Here is a 20,807-nt window from a genome sequence, read left to right as displayed (position 1 = left end):
GTAGATAATAAACCAAAAGCATCCACTAGCAATACTGATACACGGTTTTTCATCTTGTTTCTTCTATTATAATAGACAGCAATGGGTTGACAGACGCAATTGTTGTCTATCAACCCATTCATTTTATATACTTTCCAGCGGCCCAAGGCATAATGCTCCAGTTCCTCTTGTGATTTCCAATTTCTCCACTTGCATAGCTTTTAAACCACGTTCAATAAAACGTACAGCTATATGAGGGTCTACACTCTGACCACACGTATACACATCTACACTTGCATAGCCATGTTCTGGGAAACTATGAACGGTAAGATGTGACTCTGAAATAATAATCACACCACTTATTCCAATAGGTGCAAACTTATGAAAAGTAACTTCTCTAACTTCTGCACCTGCTTTCAAAGCAGCTTCTACAAAAATATGTTCCATATCCTTTATACTATTTAATATATCTCTATGACACTTCCAAAGTTCAACAATTATATGTCTTCCCATTGTATCCATGAATAACTTCACCCTTATGGTGCTCCATTTACTATTTCTCCATTTAACCGAAAAGCCTATATATCCTTCTATCATAGGCATTTATTCGGATACAACGAAAAGTATAAACGTTTTTCCCTTCATTTGCAATCATTTTTATTTCGTAGTATGTGTCAAGTTTTTCTCGACATCGTTGCATATCAATATTTCCAGCACTCTATTTATGTATGGGGGTTTTCATTTATCCCCCACGGCTTGTTAGTACCGGAATGGTATGTATGATCTAAAGCCTCTTACGAAATATTTAGGTGTTGTTATCTCCCACTTAGATTTGTTGCAGAAAAGATTATCAACTCCTGAAATGGGAGGCTTACAGCACCTTATATACGGGATAAACTAATTGTAATGAGCCCTATAGTGACCGTTGTGGAAAACGCTACGTTTTTGGAAATCGATAAAGCACTTGATTCCTTTATTCATTCATATAATCTTATTATAATTAATTCCATAAGAAGGCCTCTTTCAAAATGTATTTGCCGGGTAAGCATACATTTTATAATAGAGTACCTTCTATTTTTGGTTAAAATTACCCTCGAGAAATATTTACACATATTATTCCGTAAAGAGGGGGTAACTCTGTAGGTATTGGTTTCCCCTTATTCCTTGGATTAGCTCATTTGCATATGTTCTTGAGCAAGGTAATACCCTACATGATTCGTTAAATCAAGCACACGCTTCGAGTAACCCCATTCATTATCATACCATGCCAACACTTTCAATTTATGATCTTCGATAACAATGGTTGATAGTCCATCAATAATTGCAGAATAATCCGTGGTAGTATAGTCGATGGACACAAGCGGCTCATCACTATATTGAATAATGCCACTATAATCAGTTTTAGCAGCTTGCTTAAATACCTCGTTAACTTGTTCAGCCGTAACTGCTTTTTTCACATCCACCACAAGGTCAACTAAGGACACGTTAGGTGTTGGAACACGCAATGCCATACCATGTAGCTTTCCATTTAAGTGTGGAAGCACTTCCCCTAGAGCTTTAGCCGCCCCTGTAGAAGTTGGTATAATGGATTGAGTACAGCCTCTTGCTCGTCTTAAATCTTTATGCGGATTATCAATGTTTTTCTGATCATTCGTAAATGCATGTACGGTTGTCATTAATCCATTTTCAATTCCAAAATGATCATCAATAATCTTCACAACAGGTGCAAGGCAGTTCGTTGTACACGAAGCGTTTGATATAACATCATGTATGTTAGGATCATAATCACTTTCATTAACTCCCATTACTATTGTTTGGTCAACTTCTTTACCCGGAGCTGTAATAACAACTTTTTTAGCACCTGCCCGAAGATGCCCCCCAGCACTATCTTTTGTTTTAAACTTTCCAGTAGCTTCAATAACAACATCAATCTTTAATTCGCTCCATGGTAATTGCTCAGGCACACGAGAATTTACCAGCTTTACATGCTTTTCTCCTACCACAATTCCATTATGAAGCGGTTTCACTTCTTCGTTGAAAATCCCGTGTACGCTATCATATTTAATTAGATGTGCCAACGTTTCAGCCGGATAACTGGCGTTGATCGCCACTACATCTAAGTTGTCACCCTTTATCGCTTGTCGAAAAACCATTCGCCCAATTCGCCCAAATCCATTAATTGCAAGTCTTGTTTTTCTCATACGACTTCCTCCCACTATGAGTTATACTTATTTAGCTTATTTATTAAATAGTATAACACATTTAATAAAATATGTGATCCTTAATTGCTATTTCCATTTATGTTTCAGTTTTCGCATAATTATGAACAGGGATGAGGAATAATCTTTTCATAATTGCAAACAGAATTGGATATTTGACTTAAGATTGGAGCCTCTACTAAACCACCTCCCTTTTCAGTAACATGGAAATGACAGTCTTACTGTCTGTCATTTTAGATAAATGCTTTTGGTTATAAGAACAACCATCGTCGGGCGGCAAGCCCGTTTTTAGTCGGCCTTCCTCTTTGTGACGAACCGATGAGGCCTTATCGTAGGGCGCATTTCTAAAGTCGCCTAGTTGCTGGGCTCATGCGCTGGACGTGACTATTCGGTTATTTCATTATCCATAAGCACCTAAGTTTATACTTTCTTATTCTTTAAAAAAAGAAAAGCAAACTAAGTGAATGAAGTTGCTTACCTAATATTACGTTAATCTGTATTTTGAATGGATGGAAGGAATGTTCCTATAAAAGCACCTGATACAATAGCGATAACAAAGAAAGAGTTTCCCATGATCACCCAACCATCTTTAATTAAAATAAAAGATAAAACCATGAAAATAGCAGATGCAACAGATACAGCTATTGCTGGGGTTAAGTAAGTGATCTTTTTATATTTTTTGTTTAGTAAAGTCCGAGAAATAAAATAAAAAGCACCAATGGTTAATATACCCGCAATAAAGAAAACTTCTAAACCATTCACTAAAACCCCTCCTTACTAAACTTATTTCTTTCATTATATAGTTTGATGTTACCTGAAATCAATTCCGAAAAAAGAATAGTAAAAATATAGAAATTATTAATATTATATGAATAACGATTTGATACTTACAATTCCATGTTGTATGTGCTAAACTATTCTTGTTCTTCATGGGACATGCCTCCTTCTACGGTGAAATTTGGTGTCGGGAAACCAACCTTATCTTACCATGAAGGGAGGCATTTTTATTTGATCCACGTTGAAAGCTTTACGGAGCGGCTAGGGCATAACTAAATAGCTGATGAGACAATAAAGCGAATCTTCAATTAGTGGATGATCTTTCATATAGCCCTAAATTATTACTACCACAAGGGTATGATCTAAAGGTCTTTAACGAATCGGGAATTTAATACCGTTATCTCTCACTTCCCTTTTTCTTGCACATCATATTTTGAAGGGAGAGTCCTATGGCAACTTAAATGCGGGATAAATGGATTGTTCAGCTTTTGCTATATACTTTATGTCCCTGTCATTACAAAACCATTATAAAAAACATTCGCACCAATAATTGATGCGAATGTTTAAACTAAATTTAACGTGGAAGTATATTCCATAACTGTAGCAATTCTTCTAATTGCTGGAAGGTGTGAAATTTGGAGCCAGTATTATCAATGACTCCATCTGCTCTTTTTACTTTATCAGTAATTGGCATTTGTGCAGCAATCCGTTGCTTTGCTTCTGCTTCCGAGTAGCCATCTCGATTCATTAAACGTTGTAATTGCGTATTTTCATCTACGTAAACAACGATGGTTTTATCAACGAGTTCGGTTAAATTATTTTCAAACAAAAGCGGAATATCAAGCACCACACATTGGGCATCCGCTTGTAAATAAGTGTCTCTTCGCTCAACCATTTTCTGTCTTACGGCGGGATGAACAATATGGTTCAATCGCTCTCGCTTTTGGTTATCAGCAAAAATAATTTCCCCAAGCAATTTTCGGTTTATTGTTTTATCTTCACGTAGTATGTGTACTCCAAAATGATGAATAATCTCTTCATAGGCCTTTTCCCCCGGATGTACTACTTCCCTAGCAATTTTATCTGCATCAATCACAGGAATACGAAAGTCATCAAACATGAGAGAAACGGTACTTTTCCCCGTCGCAATACTCCCAGTTAAGCCTAAAACTTTACACATCTTCTTCACCTCTTTAATGGCTGACAGCTGGTACAAATATGTGTACCACGCCCGCCAACTTTTAATTTAGCAATCGTACTACCACATGTTTTACAAGCTTTATTCTCCTGACCATATACATATAATTTCTGCTGAAACATCCCCATGTCACCTTGACTGTTCACATAAGAACGAATGGTCGTACCACCTTGTGATACTGCTTCTCCCAATGTAGCAATCGCCTGTTTACGAATTTCTTTGATTTCTTTTTGGGTTAATTTATTTGCAGGCCGTAATGGATGTATTCCTGCTTTATAAAGTGTTTCATCTACATAAATATTCCCTAAACCAGCGACAATCGTTTGGTCTAATAAAGCTGATTTTATCACGCGCTTTGTTTTTTTCAGCTTTTCAATAAAATAATCAGAGGTAAAAGCAGCATCAAACGGATCAGGACCTAATAAACATAACGGTTTTTGCTTCATTTCTTCTCCCTTATGGAACAAATGCATCGTACCAAATTTCCGCACATCATTATAGCGCAATTCTTCTCCATTGGTGAATTGAAAAGTAATATGTGTATGTTTTTTAACTGGTTCATCATTTCGATGGACACTGTACTTCCCTTCCATACGAAGATGGGAAACGAGGACATAATCATTTAATTGAAATAGCAAGAATTTTCCTTTTCGATGAATATCTAAAATAGTTTGTCCTATAATTTCTGTTTGAAATTGCTGGATGTCATCTGGCTGTTTCACTATTCTCGGCCATTGAACATCAACTTGTGCTATGGTTTTATTGATTACAAATCGTTTTAACGTATTTCGAATTGTTTCTACTTCTGGTAACTCTGGCATCTCCTTAGCTCCTTACTTAGCATCAAACCAACTATCTCCATAAGCATAATCAACCTTTAAAGGTACATTCAACTCTACTGTATTTTCCATAATAGCTGGTACTATCTCTTTTAATGTTTCTATTTCTGACTGTGGTGCTTCTAAAATTAATTCGTCATGAACTTGTAATAAAATTCTTGCTTGAAGTTGCTCTTTCTTTAGCTTCTCATGTAGATCAATCATCGCTTTTTTAATAATATCCGCAGCGCTTCCCTGAATTGGTGTATTCATAGCAGTTCGTTCGGCAAAACTTCTTTGATTAAAGTTTCTACTAGTAATATCAGGCAAATACCTTCTCCGATTCATTATAGTACTCACATAGCCTTGATGCTTTGCTTCTTGAACGATTTCTTCCATATACGTCTTTACACCTGGATAGCTTTCGAAATAACGATCAATAAACTGCTTGGCTCCTTTTCGCGTAATACCTAAGTTTTGTGATAATCCATAATCACTAATTCCATATACAATACCGAAGTTAACAGCTTTTGCTTGTCTACGCATATTTGCTGTCACCTCACCTTTATCTACATGGAAAACATCCATCGCTGTTTGGGTATGAATATCTGCTTGCTGTTTAAATGCAGCCATTAATTTTTCGTCACCCGCAATATGTGCTAATACCCTTAACTCAATTTGTGAATAATCGGCTGCAAACATAACCCAGCCTTCTTCCGCCGGGATAAAAGCTTGCCGAATCTTCCTTCCTTCTTCTAGTCGAATAGGGATATTTTGTAAATTTGGCTCAATGGAGCTTAAACGACCTGTTTGCGTTAAAGCTTGATTAAAACGAGTGTGAATTTTATTTGTTTTTTCATCGACTACTTTTAATAAGCCTTCAATATAAGTGGACTGTAATTTACCTAATTGGCGATACAATAAGAGCTTTGGAATGATTTCATGTTCATCCTGAAGTTGCTCTAATACATCCGCTGCAGTAGAATATCCCGTTTTCGTTTTCTTAATAACTGGCAGACCTAGCTTTTCAAATAAAATCGGACCTAATTGCTTTGGGGAATTTAAATTAAACGGTTCGCCAGCTAACGCATGTACCTCTTCCTCTAGTTCAGCTAAACGATTTTTTAAATCTATCCGCATTTCCTCTAAACGCTTTGTATCCACAAGCACCCCTGTATGCTCCATCTCTCCAAGAATAAGGGCTAATGGCATCTCTAATTCCTTGAATAATTCGTACTGTTCATTTTCTTTAAGCTGCTTTTCCATTTGCGGTCTCAGTTCGTAAAGCATGGTAGCTTTTCTAACTATATGCTCTGCAAAAACAGACTGTTCAGGAAGCTTCAGCTTCGCTCCTTTGCCATATACTTCTTCATCCATGTAAACATCTGTTCTGCCAAACCGATGGCTAATCGCAGGAATATCATGATTATTTTCCGATGGATTGATTAAATAGGAAGCCAATAGCATATCAAACGCAATACCTTTAATATGCACTCCAGCTCGCAATAAGGAAACTAACGTTTTCTTTGCATCAAACACATATTTCTTTTTGCTTGAATCCTCCAACCATGCCTTAAACAGATCTGATTGTAATGCTACGTCAGTAGGTAAAAAGAAGGCAGCTTTGTTATTAACGATGGAAAATCCTTGAATGGCTGCTTGATGGTAGTTCTCCTCTAACAGTTCAACGATCAATGCTTCTTCTCCTGTAAACATTTCTTCGTTAACCTCATCCATTACTGAAAAATCAATAGGAGCTTGTTGATAGCCTGATTCGGTATTATTTTCTTTTGTACCTTGAATGCGAGTTAATAAAGACTGAAACCCCAGTTCTGTAAAAACGGCTCTCACTTTATCGTGAGCATATCCATTATATTTGACATCGTCTGGCTCAATCGTAATAGGTGAAGAGCGATTAATCGTTACAAGTTTCTTACTCATAAACGCTTCCTCTTTATGGTTTGCTAACTTTTCCTTAAGTTTTTTCCCGCTAACCTCATCCAAATGTTCATACACATTTTCCAATGTATCAAATTGCTTTAATAATTTAACTGCTGTTTTTTCACCAACTCCTGGTACACCAGGAATATTATCTGAGTTATCACCCATCAACGCTTTTAGGTCAATGATTTGCTCTTGAGTAATCTCCATTTTTTCAAGAACAAAATCGGGGGTATACTTTTCCACTTCGCTAATCCCTTTTTTGGTTAAATTCACGGTAACACGATCTGATACTAACTGAAGCAAGTCTTTATCACCAGAAATAATAGTTACTTCCCAGTCATCTTTTTCTACTTTCTTCGATAATGTCCCAATAATATCATCTGCTTCATAATTATCTAATTCGTAATGCGTTATGGAAAATGCGTCCAGTACTTCTTTGAGTAGCGGGAACTGCTCTGATAGCTCAGGTGGGGTTTTTTGCCTTCCACCTTTATACTCTTTATATGTCTCATGTCGGAAGGTGGTCTTTCCTGCATCAAACGCAACCAACATGTGCGTAGGCTTTTCTTCCTCTATCATTCTTAACAACATAGTCGTAAAACCGTACACAGCATTTGTGTATACACCTTTATCATTATTTAAAAGCGGTAACGCGAAGAATGCGCGGTAAATAATACTGTTCCCGTCAATTAAAACCAATTTATTGCTCATAGTTTCGCCTCCGATAAATTCATCATTAAGCATATTTTATCATTCCATCACTATAAAGTGAAACACCTGCTTCTTATAGTGGATTCCTTCAATGAAGAATGTACTAATGGTTTTCACGTAAAGCTTCACGGTTCAACAAAATACATGCTAAAAAAGCTGCTCCCATCAATCAATGAAACCAACCTTGGAAACAGCCAAATGAAAAGGCATAATATTAATCTGTAAATGATATGCTTCCCCCCAGGTAGACAGATTAAATACGGCCTCAGCTCTATAGAATATAGAACTAAAGCCGCTTCAATCATTTTTATTATTTCGACTGTCTACTTGACAGGGGGGCAGTTCATTTATCAAGTTGCCTTTTTTTAAAAGATAAGAAAGTATAAAATGAGGTGCTTGGGGATAACGAAATAACCGAATAGCCACGTCCGGCTCCATTATTGTTCTAACAGATCAGTTAGTTGCTGAAAATAAGAAATGGGAAGATCAACCTTATAACTTTTGAAAGCAGCATCTGTATCCACTGCTTTCAGTTGCTCTCTTAGTTACTTTTTTTTATGTCTTTCTTATTAGAGAGGGCTATAAGGGCAAGGCAATCCCTATTGCTTCGCTTCGTTCATATTTCGCTTTATTTTTGCATATCATTATTGATCGGTAAACTTACCGTTATTTTCGTACCTTTATTTACTTCACTTTCAATTTCAATAGTACCATCATGTACTTCGACAATATGTTTTACAATTGCTAACCCAAGCCCTGTTCCTCCGGTATTCCTGCTTCTGGCTTTATCCACTCTGTAAAATCGTTCAAATATTCTTGGGAGAGCTTCCTTTTCAATACCAATTCCTGTGTCTTCCACTTCGATACAAACAGAATCATTACACTCTGTTATCCGCAAATAGATGTTCCCTTTCTCAGGTGTGTAATTTACAGCGTTATCGACAAGGTTGATGATAATTTGCTTTACCTTTTCTTTATCAGCGGTTAATTGTATATGATCATCTACAGCTTTATCGAATGTCAAATGCTTATCTTCAAACCTCTGCTCAATAATCGGCAACACTTCATTGACAACATCATTAACGGAAAATGTAGAAAGGACGAGTTGGAAGTTTTCTTTTTCCAATCGCGAAAGAATTAATAAATCTTGGATTAATAATTGCAATCGGTGACTCTCTTTATAAATAATTTCTAAAAACTCTTTGCTCTTATCCAAGTCTTTCATTGGGTTATCCAACAATGTTTCCGCAAATCCTTTAATCGACGTAATCGGTGTTTTCAGCTCATGTGATACATTAGCAACAAAGTCTTTCCGCATTAATTCCAGCTTTTTAAGCTCGGTAATATCATAAAGGACAAGAACTGCTCCCTTTAATAAGTTACGGTCATCAAAAATAGGAGCCCCAACAATTTCAATATAGTATTTATCCAGACCTTTATAGTGGGTAAATTCTTCTTTAATATTTCGTTCATACAAAAAGGTTTTCTGTACCGTTTCGTGAATAGTTTCATTATGAAGAACATCATAATAAAGATAACCTTGGAAATCTTGGGTCGTTTGACCAAACATAGTTAGGAACTTACGGTTGACGAAATGAATATAGCCTTTTGCATCGATTAAGACAAGTCCGCTCTGCGTATTTTCAATAATCGTTGATAATTGTTCCGCTTGCATTTGCTCTTGAATTGTTAATTCATTTAAATTACGGGCTAGAGCATTTATTTTAGTACTTAGCTGACCGATACTGTCTGTACTTGGATGATGAAATCTAGCTCGGTAATTTCCCTTTACAATCTCATCAACTGTCTTCGTCGCTTTTTTAACCGGTTTAATGACCGATTCATATAGATGTAACAAAAATAGGAATAAAATAATAAATTGAATAACTAGTACAGAAGCTATTACTAGATAATCTCCAATTAAAACACTTAACAAAATACCGGTTACTGAAACAACTAGGAAAATACCTATTGTGTAACCGAATATTGGTTTTTCAAACAAAAATCGCATTAACTAGGGTCCTCCAATTTGTAACCAAGACCTCGCACTGTTTTAATATAAACAGGTTTTTTAGAATCTGGTTCTATTTTATCACGCAAATGAGATATATGGACATCTACGATACGTGTATCACCAACAAAATCATAATCCCAAACTCCACTAAGCAGCTGATCTCGGGAAATAACCTTTCCCTTATTTTTCGCTAAATAATATAGCAGCTCAAATTCTTTTCTTGTAAAGGTGATGACTTTCCCTGCCATCTCTGCTTCGTATCTTTCAGGGAAGACGGTTAAATCTCCAACTTGAATATATGAAAAATTGGATTTTTCTACTCTTTTTGCCCTTCGCAAAATGGCTTTAATTCTAGCTACCACTTCCTTTGGGCTAAATGGTTTGGTTAAATAATCGTCTGCACCTAATTCCAGTCCAAGTACTTTATCGAATTCCTCGTCTTTAGCAGTTAACATAAGAATTGGCGTATTTATTTGGTTATTTCTTAAATATCTACAAACATCCATGCCATCCATTTCAGGGAGCATCAGATCTAAAACAATCAAATCATAACTGTTGCTCTGTGCTTTTTGCACTGCCTCATAACCGTCATAAGCAACATCAGTCACAAAGCCTGCCTTTTCAATATTGAAGTTTAATAACGTAACAATTGACTTTTCATCATCGACAATTAAAATTTTCTCGTTCATATCCAGTCCCCGTTTCTAATACATTAATAGGTTCCACATCCATCTTACACTGAAACCTTAAGAATGTGAATACGATAAGAATTTGTAAATTTATTTTTACACAGTATCAATGTTTTTACAAGGCGCCTGTAAATGAACGGATATCCTATTCTATGCGAAAAAGGGGGAAACATGCCTTGTTATTTATATAATAGTCAACGCTGTTTGATGAAGGCAGAACAAAAATTTGATACTAAGAATAAACAAGCTCATATCGTGTCTCCGTTCTGAGCTCGCTATGAACGTACTACATTAAAAAAAGTTTTCTAGCGATTGCGCTGTTAATGTGTTTGGTTTATGAGCTGGTGTTACGTACAACTTCCCATGCAACACAATTTCACCTTCCTCATCCTTAGCGGTTACATTCATAGCAAGGCGTTGACTGCTTTCATCGATGGCAATAACCTCTAGCATCATATCGACTTCCGTATTATGATATACTGCCCTAGGGAATATCATTTCGTGGTGAACAATATGACTCCCTGGTCCTGGAAGTTCCATGGATACTAAAGAAGAAACCATGCCGTATAGCATTACAGATGGTACAATTGGTCGTTTATAAGGCGTTAATGAAGCATAGTCATGTTGAAGATACAACGGGTTCGCATCATTGGTTAATCCTAAATATAGTAATAAATCACGATCATTCATTTTGGCCTTTCGATTACACGTATCCCCTATTTGAATATCCTTTAAGGATCTGCCTAATGGTTGTCTTTTCCCAATCAATCCCTTCACCCTCTCATCAATGTAAGCGCTTTCTATTATAACAAACATTCAGTTGTTTGCCAATTCAAATAATATTGAATGTAGGAAGGACATACGAAATATCGTCAACTATAGTTCTTGATGTTATAGCATGTACAACAAACAAGAAAAAGCTTTTATCTACAATAATGAATGTAAATAAAAGCTTTTGCAAATCGGATTATTCTAGAACATCCAAGACTTTTTTAACAGAATCTGCAGACTTGTTAAGCGCCACCTTTTCATCCTCGGTTAGATCTAATTCAATTACTTTTTCGATACCATTAGCTCCTAATACAGTTGGTACTCCAAGATAAATATTAGAATACCCATATTCCCCCTCTAGGTAAGCAATCGCAGGTAGGATTCGTCGTTGATCCTTTAATATCGCTTCTGCCATTACAGTTAGTGAGGCTGCAGGTGCATAATAAGCACTTCCATTGCCTAGTAATCCGACAATCTCTCCTCCGCCTTTTCTTGTACGCTCCACAATTGCGTCTAAACGCTCTTTTGATATTAATGTTTCAAGTGGGATACCTCCAGCATAAGAGTAACGAATTAAAGGAACCATATCATCACCATGCCCCCCTAATACGAAGCCGGAGACATCCTTCACCGAAACATTTAATTCCTGAGCTACAAATGTACAAAAGCGTGCAGTATCTAATACACCTGACTGTCCGATTACTCGTTCTTTTGGCAATCCAGATTCTTTAAAAACAGTATATGTCATGGCATCAACCGGATTTGTTAATACAACAATATACGTCTCAGGAGAATATTTCATGATTTCTTGTGTTACAGACTTCATAATCTTAGCATTTGTATTCACTAAGTCATCACGGCTCATACCTGGCTTACGAGCAATTCCCGCAGTAATAATAACTAAGTCAGAGTCTTTTGTCTCCTCGTAATTAGATGTTCCAATAATCGAAGCATCAAAACCTTGGACAGGGCTAGCTTCCAGCATATCTAAAGCTTTTCCTTTGGTTGGGTCCTCCATATTCGGAATGTCAACAAGCACAACGTCGCCAAGTTCTTTTTGTGCAAGCATTAACGCAGTTGTTGCACCAGTGAAACCGGAACCAATTACAGATATTTTATTTCTCTTTATTGCCATTATAAAAAACCCCTTTGTTCTAATTGGTATAAAGTTAATCGAGTAGTTTAATAAAAAGCCTCAATGATTGTAACAATGTCTATGTTGTGAAAATTTCACGCAATAGGTACGGGGGTAACCGCACCTACTAGTTCAAAAAAATTAGCCCATATTTTTAATTAATTCTTTTCCGAACTCTGAACATTTCACTTCCGAAGCGCCATCCATTAAGCGAGCGAAGTCGTAAGTTACTACTTTTGAAGCAATTGTTTTATCCATTGCCTTGGTAATTAAATCAGCAGCCTCTCTCCACTCTAAGTGCTCAAGCATTAAGACAGCAGATAAAATAACAGATGAAGGGTTCACTTTATCCATCCCTGCATACTTAGGTGCTGTCCCATGTGTAGCTTCAAAAATAGCATGCCCCGTATCATAGTTAATGTTTGCACCAGGAGCTATTCCAATACCGCCTACTTGAGCAGCAAGAGCATCAGAAATATAGTCTCCATTCAGGTTCATCGTTGCTACCACATCAAATTCATTTGGTCGGGTTAATATTTGCTGCAAGAAAATATCAGCAATGGCATCTTTAATAATAATTTTCCCAGCTGCAACTGCTTTATCTTGTGCTTTATTCGCAGCATCTTTACCTTCTTTTTCAACAATACGGTCGTATTCTGCCCAAGTAAATACTTGATCTGCAAATTCCTGCTCTGCTAATTCGTAACCCCAATTTTTAAATGCACCTTCTGTAAATTTCATGATGTTACCTTTATGTACTAAAGTAACACTTTTACGTCCTTCATTAAGCGCGTATTGAATACTTGCGCGCACTAAGCGCTTGGTACCTTCTTCAGAAACTGGCTTTACACCGATTCCAGAAGTCTCTGGAAAACGAATATTCGTTACATTCATCTCTTCTTTTAAGAAATTAATTACTTTCTTCACTTCGTCAGAGCCCTTTTGCCACTCAATTCCAGCATATATATCTTCTGTATTTTCACGGAAAATGACCATATCAACATCTTCAGGACGTTTAACCGGTGATGGTACACCGTCAAAATAGCGAACTGGGCGCAAGCATGTGAATAAATCCAATTCTTGGCGGAGAGCTACGTTTAATGAGCGAATACCACCGCCAATTGGCGTCGTTAAAGGTCCTTTAATAGCAATTTTATATTCATTAATCTTATCTAATGTATCTTGAGGCAGCCATTCTCCTGTTTTGTCGTAAGCTTTTTGACCAGCATATACTTCTAGCCAATCAATTGCTTTCTCCCCATTGTATGCTTTTTCTACAGCAGCTTCGATTACTTCTCGAGCAGCAGCCCAAATATCCGGTCCTGTTCCATCGCCTTCAATGAACGGTATAATTGGGCGATTTGGCACATCCATTTTTCCATTTTCTACAACAATTTTTTCTCCCTTTGTCATAACAATGATTACCTCCTAAATTCATTCTGTATATAGTTTAGCAAAAATAAGTCCCTGTGAACATCTTTTGCATACAGACATTTCACAGGAAATATTCCTTCTTGATGATAATACGGATAATAATCGTGTATGGTTGCCATTTACAAATCTATCGTTTATCAATCGTAATATATTCAGGTGATGTAGGTCCATTGTATTCAGCACGTGGACGGATTAAACGATTATTCGCATATTGTTCCAAAATATGAGCAAGCCATCCGGATGTTCTGCTAACTGCAAAAATTGGCGTAAACAAATCATGATCAATACCAAGACTATGATAGACAGATGCAGAATAAAAATCAACATTTGCTGGTAGACCCTTATGCTTTTTAATGTAATCTTCAATTTTTACTGACATTTGATACCATTTTGGTTCGCCAATTAATTCTGTTAATTGCTTCGACATATCTTTTAAAAATTTCGCTCGCGGATCTCCGTTTCGATAAACACGGTGACCCATTCCCATAATTTTTTCCTTATTATCTAACTTTTCTTGAATGTAAGGGATCGCATTTTCTTCTTCACCAATTTCAGTGAGCATTTTCATAACGCCCTCGTTCGCTCCACCATGAAGTGGACCCTTTAAAGCTCCGATTGCAGCTGTAATGCCGGAATACACATCCGATAACGTCGCTACGCAAACTCTGGCTGTAAATGTAGACGCGTTTAGCTCATGATCAGCATGAAGCACAAGTGCTTTATTCATAGCCTCAACTTCAATGTCTTTCGGTTCTTTACCATTAAGCATAAATAACAAATTTTCAGCGTAATTGTAATTAGACTTCGGCTGAATGGGGTCTTTTCCTTTCCTAATTCTCGCGAAAGCCGTTACAACAGAAGCTATTTTTGCCTGTATACGAATTGCTTTCCGTTTGTTTGCTTCTGCATCCATAACTTCAGCTTCTTCATCATATAATCCTAACAAAGAAATAGCTGTGCGTAGCGCTGCCATTGGATGGACGGTTGATAGATCATAAGAGCGTAAATGTTCAATAATTGCTTCAGGAACTTCCATATTCGTAGCAAGCTTTGCTTTAAGCGTATCTAGTTCCTCTTGCTTTGGAAGACGTTGGTTCCATAGTAAAAAAATCACTTCTTCAAAACTGGAATATCTAGCCAAATCATCAATCTTGTAACCTACATACGTAAGCTGGTCATCTATTATCGAGCTAATTGACGATTGAGTTGCTACAACTCCTTCAAGCCCTTTCGTTGTTGCTGTCATAACAAACCCTCTCCTTTGTTAAATTATTTAGTATACTATCTTTCGACAACACCCCAAACAACTAAATAATATCCCCCAATGATAATTATAAAGTATTATGAATCTAAAGTGAATTGAAACCGATTCACTTTACTATTAAATTTTACTAGAAGACCTGCGTTTTTGCAAAAAAGAGTTTCTTTTGCTTCAACTTTGGTGAAGAAAGCAGCTTCATTATACATCCAAGCTCGGGATTATTTACCTATTAAAATAAGGCTGTAAACTGCGTAAGGACTTCCTTTATCAAAAAATCATTTATGAGTCAATTTCATACTGATGTTAAATTAATACTATTTTTTTGGTAACTTGCATAAATATAGGAATATATGAGGCACGTAAACAGGTCATCATCATTTTATAGAGGAGCTGCAAATTTGAGCGCATTTTTGGCTAACCTTTTTGGTTAAAGTAAAACTCCTATTTTAAGCTATTCTTCCATAGGATTTTTTCTATTCTCTACTGATAGAATCTTAAGTTCTGCTGAAAAAGGAGAGATTTATATTTTTGCATATAAGGCGCTATTTCCACAGCTTTGAAAAAAGAACACGCTTTTTACGTATCACACCTCCAACGATTAACATCCAACAGGCTCAACGAAATCGGAAAGGCAGGAACCGTTGTCTCTCATTTCGGCTGTATTGGCGATGACTCTTTAATTCGTAGTTTTACAACACCTTACAGACTAAATAAAACCAATTTTCAATCATCTGGGGTTCTCATTCCCCCACTGATTGTTAGCAGCCCAAGGGTATGGTCTAAAGGCCTCTTACGAAACAGGGCATTTAGTGCTGTTATCTCCCACTTAGACTTATTGCAGCATGATTCTCCAACTCCTGAAGCAGCACCTTATATATGGGATAAACAAGAAGCAAGAATTACAGATAATTAAAAATTAGAATGTAAAATGGTTTGATAGTTCAATTGAAAAAGTTGGTTGTAAGTCTTCTTTACAACTGGACGGATATTTATAAAGTAATTAGGAAAATGAAAATGGGGTTTTAAAAGATGTACAAGCCTATTTTATCTATAGTTCTTCGTTTTGCAAGTATAGTAGCATGTATAATTTTAAGTTATGTTTTGTTGACAGCAAGCTTTGCTTATTTATATCCATTAGTTATCGCTAGTATCTTAGCAGCAGGGATCCATCCGATAGCCAGCTTTATGGAAGAAAAATTAAAATTCCCAAGGATGATGGCGGTAATTGGCACGATGCTATTTCTATTTGCAACAATCAGTAGTATATTGTTTATTCTCTTTTCTGAATTTATGCAAGGAACCTTATTTTTGGCTGCACAATTACCAGACTATATTCAAACGTTTAGCCACTATGTAACAAATATCATGGAACAGAAAATCATTCCAATGTATGAGAAAATAACTTCTTACTTACAAGCGTTGAACCCCTCCCAACAAGAAGCCGTAAGTAAGTCTATCCAACAATTTACACTCAAAATTAGCACTACTCTTTCAGAATCATTGCAAACCTTTTTATTAAGGATACCTGCTGTGTTTACAACGCTACCAAACTCATTTACAGTCATGATTTTTATTCTATTGGCAACTTTTTTAATAGCCATCGATTATAAAAAGCTTACTGCTTTTGGAAAAGAATTGATTCCGCAGTCTTTTCAAACGAAAATAAAAAATATACAGAAACAGTTTAAAAAAACCATCGCTGCTTATATAAAGGCACAGTTTATTTTAGTACTTATTTCTGCTTTTTTAGTCTATATTGGATTGAAAATCTTGCAAATTAATCATGCGTTTACCATCTCGCTATACGTTGCACTTATTGATTTGATCCCATATATTGGGTCAGGTGTTATCTTTTTCCCATGGATGATCTATTTATTTATTGTAGGTGATTATTCTTTAACGATTCAATTAGCGATCCTATATGGTCTCATTATCATCATCAGACAACTGATCGAGCCTAAAATATTGTCTTCTAGCATGGGAATTCATCCACTTATAGCACTTATCACACTATTTATTGGCTTACAGCTTTGGGGAATTATTGGATTCATCATTGCACCTGTTATACTTATTTCAATTAACGCTTTTTATCAAGCAGGTACGTTTCACGATATATGGAAATTTATTAAAGGCTAATTCTACCACCTTCGATAAATAATGGTTCGTTTTTTTATTAGATGTTTGATCAAGCTTTCTATTCTTTGTTTGAACAATATTCTCGTTGTCGGAATGACTAATAAAAAGCCAACTGCATCAGAAATAAAGCCTGGAGTCACTAATAAAACAGCACCAATTAAAATACAAATTCCATCAATAATATAACTTGTTGGAACTTCGCCACGCTGCATCGAAAGCTGCGCTCGGTTCCAAGTTTCAATGCCTTGTTGCTTTGCTAAATAAAAACCAACTGCTCCAGTAAGGAGGACAAGGCCTACAACCCACCATGGGCCAATCCAGCCGCCTACCCAAACAAAAACACCTATTTCTAACGCTGATAAAACAAACGCAATGAGTAAAAACCATTTCATTCTATTCACCCCTTTCGACTACTATAACATACGTTGTGCATACCGATCTCTTATGGCACAGTAATCGGACCAAAGATACTTAAAAAAGCGAAAAGAAGAAAGGAGGGATCACTCCCCCCCCTTTTTTTATAAGATAAGAAACCAGCATGGCTTGCCTAGAGCGCGTGCCACCATCTATCATGAAAAAACTTTTGCTTTATAATGTTTAGATTCTTAAAATACTGTCTAAAATAAATGAGTTAGATAAGTTAAATAGAGTTGTTTTTTCATACAAAAGTATAAAATGAGGTGCTTGGGGATAACGAAATAACCGAATAGCCACGTCCGGCGCATGAGCCCAGCAACGATGCGACTTCAGAAATGCGCCCTACGATAAGTCCTCATCGGTTCGTCGCAAAGAGGAAGGCCGACTAAGAACGGGCTTGCCGCTCAAGCGTCGGCATACCCCTGTTTTTAGTGGCATGATTCCTTTATCTTTAGTTGATTCATTCCATTCGCTACGTTGCTAAACGGGCGCCCCGCAACCTTTGTTCATTATTAAAGCACTCTTGTATGTCCTTGATAAATGTCACCATTTGCACCATCAATTGTAATTACTTCCCCATCTGTTACAGCATCAAACACATCTTTGACACCTACAATAACAGGTATCCCTAGGCTAAGTCCTACCACCGCAGCATGAGAAGTTAATCCGCCTTCTTCCGTAACAATACCAGCCGCTTTTTCAATTGCTGGCATCATTTCCCGATCAGAGCCGTACGTTACTACAATATCACCTTCGTTAACTCTGTTGACTGCTTCTTCAGCTGATTTAACAACAACTGCTTTACCAAAGGCACTTTTTCTACCAATGCCTTGACCTTTAGCAATAACATTTCCAATCACATGAACTTTTAACAGGTTCGTTGTACCACTTTGACCAACTGGTACACCAGCTGTAATGATTACGCGATTTCCATGCTCCACCATACCTGAGCGTAAGCCGCGTTCGACTGCTATATCTAACATTTCATCCGTTGAATTAGCTCGTTTACACATGACAGCGTGAACGCCCCATACTAAAGAAAGTCGTCTGTTAACTCTTTCAGAAAATGTAACCGCAAGAATTGGAGAATGTGGACGATATTTGGAAATCATCCGAGCCGTATGTCCGCTTTCTGTCGGTGTAATGATGGCACTAACGGATAAATTCATAGCTGTGTGTGTAACAGATTGACTGATTGCATCTGTTATCGTCATATCGACATTTCTTGAACGGTCTTTTAAAATAGACTGATGATCAAGTGCAGTCTCTGCTTTAAGTGCGATATTGCTCATCGTTTGCACAGCTTCCACTGGATAATTTCCAGCAGCTGTTTCTCCTGACAACATGATTGCATCCGTACCATCAAAGATGGCATTTGCAACGTCTGACGCTTCCGCTCTTGTTGGGCGTGGATTACGCTGCATCGAATCTAACATTTGTGTAGCTGTAATAACCGGTTTTCCTACGGTATTACATTGCTTAATCATTTTTTTCTGTACTAATGGTACATCCTCAGCAGGGATCTCGACTCCAAGATCACCACGTGCAACCATAAGACCATCACTTACTTCTAATATACTGTCGATATTATCGACACCTTCTTGGTTTTCAATTTTAGGGATAATTTGAATATGTGTCGCATTATGCTGTTCAAGCAGCTCTTTGATTTCTAGTACATCTGATGCACGTCTAACAAATGAAGCAGCAATAAAATCAATATCATGTTCGATCCCGAAGATAATATCATTGGCATCTTTTTCCGTAATTCCTGGTAAGTTAACTGATACATTAGGTACGTTAACACCTTTTTTATTTTTGATCAGTCCGCTATTAAGGGCAACCGTCTTTAATTCTTGATTCGCTTTGTTTACTTCTACAACTTCCAATTCGATTAAACCATCATCTAACAAAATTTTAGAGCCTTCGTGAACATCGTCGATTAGACCGGAATAGGTCACAGAAAATCGTTCAGACGTACCCTCTACTTCCTTCATAGATACGTAGACAACCTCACCTTGAACGAGCTCAGCTTGTCCATCCACAAAATCATGCGTTCTAATTTCAGGGCCTTTTGTATCTAAAAGAATGGCTACCGTTTTACCTGTTTTCTCTGCTGCAGAACGGATGTTTTGAATACGTTGTGCATGCTCTTCATAATTTCCGTGTGAAAAATTAAGGCGAGCAACGTTCATGCCGCTCTCGATTAATTTCTCCAATTTTTCAATTGACTCTGAAGCAGGGCCAATGGTACATACGATTTTGGTATTTCTCATTTTATTTCCTCCTTAGGTATTCCGCAACAGCTGCATTTTATTAAATGGATAATTCTTGTGAAAGCTTATACATATCATCATTGATCGTATGCTTTTCATGAAGCACTTTAGCTATATCATGATCAACTAACACATTCTTTTCAATTCCAACCATTCTACCTGCTTTACCTTCTAATAACAAATCAACAGCCTGTGCGCCAAGTCTGCTCGCAAGAACTCGGTCAGCAGCACTTGGTGAGCCACCTCTTTGAATATGTCCTAAAACAGTGACCCGTGTTTCTAAATCAGTGGATTCTTCAATGCGCTTTCCATAATCGAACCCGCTGCCGACTCCTTCAGCTAAAACAATGATACTATGCTTTTTGCCGCGCTTACGACCTCGTTTTAGTTTATTGACAACCGTTGAAAAGTCTTCTTTCTTCTCAGGAATAAGAATACTTTCAGCACCATCAGCTAGACCAGCCCACAATGCTAAATCGCCTGCATTCCTCCCCATAACTTCAATAATATACGTTCTTTCATGAGAAGTTGCTGTATCACGAACTTTATCGATCGCTTCAATTACTGTATTTAAAGCCGTATCAAATCCAATTGTAAAATCTGTTCCCGCAATATCATTATCAATCGTTCCTGGTACACCGATACAAGGATAGCCTTTTTCCGTTAGCTTTTGTGCGCCGCGGAAGCTACCATCTCCACCGATCACAATCAAACCTTCAATGCCGAATTTATTCAGCTGTTCAATTGCTTTTTCCTGACCGGCATCCGTTTTAAATTCTTCACTTCTAGCAGAGTAAAGAATTGTACCGCCACGATGAATGATATCACCGACAGAGCCTATTTCCATTCGTTCAATATTACCTTCCATTAAACCTTGGTAGCCGTATTTGATTCCATATACTTCAACGTTATGGTAAATGGCTTTTCTTACTACCGCTCGGATAGCAGCATTCATTCCTGGTGCGTCGCCACCACTTGTTAATACACCTATTTTTTTCATTGTTACATTCCACCTCTGGTCTTACAGTTTA

17 protein-coding genes are annotated in these 20,807 nt (G+C 37.1%); 2 read left to right on the top strand and 15 right to left on the bottom strand.

The window, feature by feature from the left end; genetic code table 11:
• Window positions 1–123: 123 nt before the first annotated feature.
• The 12 genes from speD to citZ form a co-directional block, all read right to left on the bottom strand.
• Complete coding sequence (speD, locus tag KBP50_RS06320; protein WP_050353343.1) at window positions 124–501, bottom strand: adenosylmethionine decarboxylase; 378 nt, start codon at window positions 499–501, stop codon at window positions 124–126.
• A 647-nt stretch (window positions 502–1,148) separates the two neighbouring features.
• Window positions 1,149–2,180, bottom strand: a complete 1,032-nt coding sequence (locus KBP50_RS06315; RefSeq protein WP_050353344.1) for a glyceraldehyde-3-phosphate dehydrogenase — start codon at window positions 2,178–2,180, stop codon at window positions 1,149–1,151.
• A gap of 507 nt (window positions 2,181–2,687) precedes the next feature.
• Window positions 2,688–2,960, bottom strand: coding sequence for a hypothetical protein (locus KBP50_RS06310; protein WP_050353345.1), 273 nt, complete (start codon window positions 2,958–2,960; stop codon window positions 2,688–2,690).
• A 589-nt stretch (window positions 2,961–3,549) separates the two neighbouring features.
• Entirely contained in the window at window positions 3,550–4,155 is a 606-nt protein-coding gene (gene coaE, locus KBP50_RS06305) for a dephospho-CoA kinase (RefSeq protein WP_050353346.1), read from the bottom strand.
• 5 nt (window positions 4,156–4,160) lie between these two features.
• A complete protein-coding gene (gene mutM, locus KBP50_RS06300; protein WP_050353347.1) occupies window positions 4,161–4,994 on the bottom strand; it encodes a DNA-formamidopyrimidine glycosylase in 834 nt (277 codons plus the stop codon).
• A gap of 12 nt (window positions 4,995–5,006) precedes the next feature.
• A complete protein-coding gene (polA, locus tag KBP50_RS06295) occupies window positions 5,007–7,646 on the bottom strand; it encodes a DNA polymerase I (RefSeq protein ID WP_050353348.1) in 2,640 nt (879 codons plus the stop codon).
• Window positions 7,647–8,274: 628 nt separating this feature from the next.
• Window positions 8,275–9,657, bottom strand: coding sequence for a two-component system histidine kinase PnpS (gene pnpS / locus KBP50_RS06290; RefSeq protein WP_050353349.1), 1,383 nt, complete (start codon window positions 9,655–9,657; stop codon window positions 8,275–8,277).
• Window positions 9,657–10,349, bottom strand: a complete 693-nt coding sequence (locus KBP50_RS06285; protein WP_050353350.1) for a response regulator transcription factor — start codon at window positions 10,347–10,349, stop codon at window positions 9,657–9,659. The genes pnpS and KBP50_RS06285 overlap by 1 nt, the downstream gene beginning before the upstream one ends.
• 291 nt (window positions 10,350–10,640) lie before the next feature.
• On the bottom strand, window positions 10,641–11,165 hold the full coding sequence (locus KBP50_RS06280; RefSeq protein ID WP_072740944.1) for a MaoC/PaaZ C-terminal domain-containing protein: 525 nt from the start codon (window positions 11,163–11,165) through the stop codon (window positions 10,641–10,643).
• A gap of 151 nt (window positions 11,166–11,316) precedes the next feature.
• Entirely contained in the window at window positions 11,317–12,255 is a 939-nt protein-coding gene (mdh, locus tag KBP50_RS06275; protein WP_050353352.1) for a malate dehydrogenase, read from the bottom strand.
• A gap of 141 nt (window positions 12,256–12,396) precedes the next feature.
• Window positions 12,397–13,668 carry an NADP-dependent isocitrate dehydrogenase gene (gene icd, locus KBP50_RS06270; protein ID WP_050353353.1) on the bottom strand — a complete coding sequence of 424 codons (1,272 nt, stop codon included), beginning with the start codon at window positions 13,666–13,668 and terminating at the stop codon, window positions 12,397–12,399.
• Window positions 13,669–13,816: 148 nt separating this feature from the next.
• Complete coding sequence (citZ, locus tag KBP50_RS06265) at window positions 13,817–14,935, bottom strand: citrate synthase (protein ID WP_050353354.1); 1,119 nt, start codon at window positions 14,933–14,935, stop codon at window positions 13,817–13,819.
• Between the two features lie 571 nt (window positions 14,936–15,506).
• Between citZ and KBP50_RS06260 the strand changes: the two genes are divergently transcribed.
• The gene (locus KBP50_RS06260; RefSeq protein ID WP_128743520.1) at window positions 15,507–15,863 is read left to right on the top strand and encodes a hypothetical protein; all 357 of its coding nucleotides are present in this window, start codon (window positions 15,507–15,509) and stop codon (window positions 15,861–15,863) included.
• A 116-nt stretch (window positions 15,864–15,979) separates the two neighbouring features.
• Window positions 15,980–17,086: a sporulation integral membrane protein YtvI gene (ytvI, locus tag KBP50_RS06255; protein WP_050353355.1), complete on the top strand. Its 1,107-nt coding sequence runs from the start codon at window positions 15,980–15,982 to the stop codon at window positions 17,084–17,086.
• A 2-nt stretch (window positions 17,087–17,088) separates the two neighbouring features.
• Here the strand turns inward: ytvI and KBP50_RS06250 are convergent, their stop codons facing one another.
• The 3 genes from KBP50_RS06250 to pfkA form a co-directional block, all read right to left on the bottom strand.
• On the bottom strand, window positions 17,089–17,478 hold the full coding sequence (locus KBP50_RS06250) for an FxsA family protein (RefSeq protein WP_050353356.1): 390 nt from the start codon (window positions 17,476–17,478) through the stop codon (window positions 17,089–17,091).
• A 537-nt stretch (window positions 17,479–18,015) separates the two neighbouring features.
• The gene (gene pyk, locus KBP50_RS06245) at window positions 18,016–19,776 is read right to left on the bottom strand and encodes a pyruvate kinase (protein WP_050353357.1); all 1,761 of its coding nucleotides are present in this window, start codon (window positions 19,774–19,776) and stop codon (window positions 18,016–18,018) included.
• Window positions 19,777–19,816: 40 nt separating this feature from the next.
• The gene (gene pfkA / locus KBP50_RS06240) at window positions 19,817–20,776 is read right to left on the bottom strand and encodes a 6-phosphofructokinase (RefSeq protein ID WP_050353358.1); all 960 of its coding nucleotides are present in this window, start codon (window positions 20,774–20,776) and stop codon (window positions 19,817–19,819) included.
• Window positions 20,777–20,807 lie beyond the last annotated feature (31 nt).

Origin of the sequence: Virgibacillus pantothenticus (assembly GCF_018075365.1) — a bacterium.
Taxonomy (GTDB): Bacteria; Bacillota; Bacilli; order Bacillales; family Amphibacillaceae; genus Virgibacillus; species Virgibacillus pantothenticus.
This window is presented reverse-complemented; position numbering and strand designations above follow the sequence as displayed.

What these genes read in the sequence shown, in the direction of transcription:
- mdh (WP_050353352.1), bottom strand. Translation starts at nt 12,255, where the DNA reads ATGGCAATAAAGAGAAATAAAATATCTGTAATTGGTTCCGGTTTCACT.
- citZ (WP_050353354.1), bottom strand. Translation starts at nt 14,935, where the DNA reads ATGACAGCAACAACGAAAGGGCTTGAAGGAGTTGTAGCAACTCAATCG.
- KBP50_RS06315 (WP_050353344.1), bottom strand. Translation starts at nt 2,180, where the DNA reads ATGAGAAAAACAAGACTTGCAATTAATGGATTTGGGCGAATTGGGCGA.
- speD (WP_050353343.1), bottom strand. Translation starts at nt 501, where the DNA reads ATGGATACAATGGGAAGACATATAATTGTTGAACTTTGGAAGTGTCAT.
- KBP50_RS06285 (WP_050353350.1), bottom strand. Translation starts at nt 10,349, where the DNA reads ATGAACGAGAAAATTTTAATTGTCGATGATGAAAAGTCAATTGTTACG.
- pfkA (WP_050353358.1), bottom strand. Translation starts at nt 20,776, where the DNA reads ATGAAAAAAATAGGTGTATTAACAAGTGGTGGCGACGCACCAGGAATG.
- polA (WP_050353348.1), bottom strand. Translation starts at nt 7,646, where the DNA reads ATGAGCAATAAATTGGTTTTAATTGACGGGAACAGTATTATTTACCGC.
- ytvI (WP_050353355.1), top strand. Translation starts at nt 15,980, where the DNA reads ATGTACAAGCCTATTTTATCTATAGTTCTTCGTTTTGCAAGTATAGTA.
- icd (WP_050353353.1), bottom strand. Translation starts at nt 13,668, where the DNA reads ATGACAAAGGGAGAAAAAATTGTTGTAGAAAATGGAAAAATGGATGTG.
- KBP50_RS06250 (WP_050353356.1), bottom strand. Translation starts at nt 17,478, where the DNA reads ATGAAATGGTTTTTACTCATTGCGTTTGTTTTATCAGCGTTAGAAATA.
- coaE (WP_050353346.1), bottom strand. Translation starts at nt 4,155, where the DNA reads ATGTGTAAAGTTTTAGGCTTAACTGGGAGTATTGCGACGGGGAAAAGT.
- pnpS (WP_050353349.1), bottom strand. Translation starts at nt 9,657, where the DNA reads ATGCGATTTTTGTTTGAAAAACCAATATTCGGTTACACAATAGGTATT.
- pyk (WP_050353357.1), bottom strand. Translation starts at nt 19,776, where the DNA reads ATGAGAAATACCAAAATCGTATGTACCATTGGCCCTGCTTCAGAGTCA.
- KBP50_RS06280 (WP_072740944.1), bottom strand. Translation starts at nt 11,165, where the DNA reads ATGTTTGTTATAATAGAAAGCGCTTACATTGATGAGAGGGTGAAGGGA.
- mutM (WP_050353347.1), bottom strand. Translation starts at nt 4,994, where the DNA reads ATGCCAGAGTTACCAGAAGTAGAAACAATTCGAAATACGTTAAAACGA.